This is a genomic window from Rhodococcus sp. C26F (genome assembly GCF_053345925.1).
The window spans coordinates 104,440-107,337 of the sequence record NZ_JBKFBA010000017.1; the positions used below are offsets into that span (position 1 = coordinate 104,440).

The 2,898-nt window shown below is 68.9% G+C and carries 4 protein-coding genes and 1 pseudogene; all 5 read left to right on the forward strand.

The genetic code is table 11. The features are described from left to right. A pseudogene (locus tag ACLBYD_RS17945) lies at positions 1 to 162 on the forward strand (LLM class F420-dependent oxidoreductase); the annotation flags it as partial. Between the two features lie 101 nt (positions 163 to 263). After that, complete coding sequence (locus ACLBYD_RS17950; RefSeq protein ID WP_447817498.1) at positions 264 to 653, forward strand: nuclear transport factor 2 family protein; 390 nt, start codon at positions 264 to 266, stop codon at positions 651 to 653. A 78-nt stretch (positions 654 to 731) separates the two neighbouring features. Next, entirely contained in the window at positions 732 to 1,226 is a 495-nt protein-coding gene (locus tag ACLBYD_RS17955) for a flavin reductase family protein (protein WP_016695963.1), read from the forward strand. A gap of 98 nt (positions 1,227 to 1,324) precedes the next feature. Further along, positions 1,325 to 2,314: an LLM class flavin-dependent oxidoreductase gene (locus tag ACLBYD_RS17960; protein WP_447817500.1), complete on the forward strand. Its 990-nt coding sequence runs from the start codon at positions 1,325 to 1,327 to the stop codon at positions 2,312 to 2,314. 96 nt (positions 2,315 to 2,410) lie between these two features. Continuing rightward, positions 2,411 to 2,863, forward strand: a complete 453-nt coding sequence (locus ACLBYD_RS17965; RefSeq protein ID WP_447817501.1) for a hypothetical protein — start codon at positions 2,411 to 2,413, stop codon at positions 2,861 to 2,863. Positions 2,864 to 2,898: the final 35 nt, after the last annotated feature.

Consider the following 2,898-nt stretch of genomic DNA (forward strand, 5'->3'; position numbering starts at 1 on the left):
GACCCCGACGCGACGCGCAGACGACTCGACCGCGCGATCGCAGCGGGCGCGACGATCGTCGGCGCCGGTGTGGACGCCGGATCCGCTGACCACTACTGCGACCAGCTCGCCGCCCTCGCCGACCTGTTCGGCAGGGAGTTCGGTGATCTCGAGGTGGGCTGAGGCCGACATCTCCCGTTGGCCGGGAGAACGGCGATGCCGTGTGTCTGCGGGTCGCTAGCGTCGGCGCGACACCTTTCGTCCCGCATTACACAGGAGCGACCGTGACCGTTTCCGAAGCCGACGCCCGCACTCAGCGCATCCGCACCACCGTGCACGCCTATCTCGATGCCGTGGCCGCAGGCGTGGCCGCCGACATCGCCGCCCTCTACGCCGACGACGCCACCCTCGAGGATCCTGCCGGCAGCGAGCCTCGCGTGGGCCGGGCAGCGATCGCCGAGTTCTACAAGGGTGTCGAGGCCACCGAGAACACCACCGAGTTGCTCACGCTCCGGATCGCCGGGTCGACCGCGGCCTTCCACTTCCGCGTGGTCACGAAGGCGGGCGAGCAGACCTACGAGATCGAGCCCATCGACGTCATGACGTTCGACGACGAGGGACGCATCACCAGCATGCGGGCGGTCTGGGCTCCCGGCGACATGCGTGTTCGCTGACCGGTCGGCGGGACAGGGTTCGCACACTGTGCCGTCGGTGACGGACACTGGAACGAACGCCGATCGATTGGAGCTTCGATGACAGCGGAACACGCGGTACTGGATCCCCGACGGATCCGCGACGTGATGGGCAACTTCTGCACGGGTGTCACGGTGATCACCGCGCTCGACGGCGACGAACCGCTGGGATTCGCATGCCAGTCGTTCGTGTCGGTCTCGCTGGACCCGCCACTCATCTCGTTCTGTCCCGCCCGCACGTCGACGACCTGGCCGAAGATTCGGGAGGTCGGCACCCTGGCCGTCAACGTCCTGTCCGAGAGCCAGCGCACCCTGTGCGGTGCGTTCGCGGTGAGCGGCGGCAACAAGTTCCGCGGGGTGCGCTGGGAGCCGGGCGACAACGGCGCTCCGGCGCTCGAGGGAGCCCTGGCGCGGGTGGAGGCGACCGTGGAGACCGAGTACGAGGCCGGCGACCACACGATCGTGCTGGCACGGGTCACGGGGCTGACGTCGCTGCACTCCCGCGGTCCGCTTCTGTTCTTCCAGGGCACCTACGGCGGTTTCGAACGACGGTGACACCGAACGCCGGGTGAGGGAATAGACGGTCACCGGTCGAGGTTGCTCCGAAGGTGTGCCCGGCGGCCGATACCGGGCCCCGACGCGAAGGATTACCGGTGACCGTTCCCCTCTCCATCCTCGACCTCGCACACATCGGCAAGGGCGAGACCGCCCGTGAGAGCTTCGACGCCAGCGTGAAGATGGCCCAGCTCGCCGAGCAGTGGGGTTACCGGCGCATCTGGTACGCCGAACACCACAACATGCCGACGATCGCCTCGTCGGCGACGAGCGTGCTCATCGCGCACGTCGCCGCGCACACCTCGTCGATCCGTCTCGGCGCCGGCGGCATCATGCTGCCGAACCACTCGCCGCTGACCATCGCCGAACAGTTCGGCACCCTCGCCACGCTGCACCCCGGCCGCATCGACCTCGGTCTCGGCCGCGCCCCCGGCAGCGACCAGAAGACCATGCGGGCGCTGCGCCGCGACCCGACGTCGGCCGACAGTTTCCCGCAGGACGTCCTCGAACTGCAGGCCTACCTGAAGGGCGAGTCGCGGATCCCGGGAGTCGACGCGATCCCCGGTAAGGGCACCGACGTGCCGCTGTACATCCTGGGCTCGTCGCTGTTCGGCGCGAAACTCGCTGCGCTACTCGGTCTTCCGTACGCCTTCGCGTCGCACTTCGCGCCGCAGGCCCTCGAGGACGCAGTGCGACTGTACCGTCGCGAGTTCCAGCCCTCCCCCGACCACCCGGAGCCGCACGTCATCGCGGGTGTCGGCGTGATCGCCGCCGATACGACCGAGGAGGCGCAGTCGCTGTTCGAGGCGACCAAGCGGGCTCGGGTCGTCCAGATGGTCGGACGCGGGCGCACGTTCAGCGAGGAGGAGATCGACATGCTGCTCGACTCCCCCGCCGGCATGCAGGTGCTCGAGATGCTCCGGTACACCGCCGTGGGCACGCCGCACGAGGTGCGCGACTACCTCGACCGGTTCACCGAGCGCGCACAGGCCGACGAGCTGATCGTCGTCTCGTCGGCTCCCGGACGCGATGCGTGGCTGCGTTCGCTGGAGCTTGTTGCGCAGGTCAGCGGCCTCGTCCCGGCCTGATCGTCGAAGACCGACGGATCGGGCTACCGACGGGTACACTTCAGCGGCCGGCCAGGCACGGCTGAGAACCACGAGTCGTCAACCGCCAGGAGCACGATGAAGTACCGCACCCGCGCTGTCGCAGCGGCAGTCCTGACCGCTGCGGCGGCGATCACCGCACCCGCCACTGCGACCGCCGATTCCCTGCCCACCGACGGGCCCACGATCACGCTGACGATCCGCAACGACACCGATGCGCCGATGGTGCTCACGTCGACCGAGAACCCCTACGGAACATGGGTGGACGAGCCGGCCACCGTGGTGCCGGCCCGCTCCACCGAGACGGTCTCGGCGAGCAGCGCCGACCGGCGCGGGTTCGGCATCCAGATCGACTACACGATGCCCGGCGACGCGACCGTGGCGCTCATGGCCAACAACTACGGCACGGGCGTCGCGAACGGCGACGGTACCCACATCGGAGGTGCCAACCGGCACGGCTTCGAGGTCGCGACCACCGTGGAGGACGGATATCCGTTCATGACAGCGGACTTCGCCGTCACCCGGCCCTGAGACGACGAACCGGGCCCGGAGGGATACCTGCGTAT

Excerpts from the sequence above, each read along its gene's own strand:
- ACLBYD_RS17955 (WP_016695963.1), top strand. The coding sequence starts at position 732 with ATGACAGCGGAACACGCGGTACTGGATCCCCGACGGATCCGCGACGTG.
- ACLBYD_RS17965 (WP_447817501.1), top strand. The coding sequence starts at position 2,411 with ATGAAGTACCGCACCCGCGCTGTCGCAGCGGCAGTCCTGACCGCTGCG.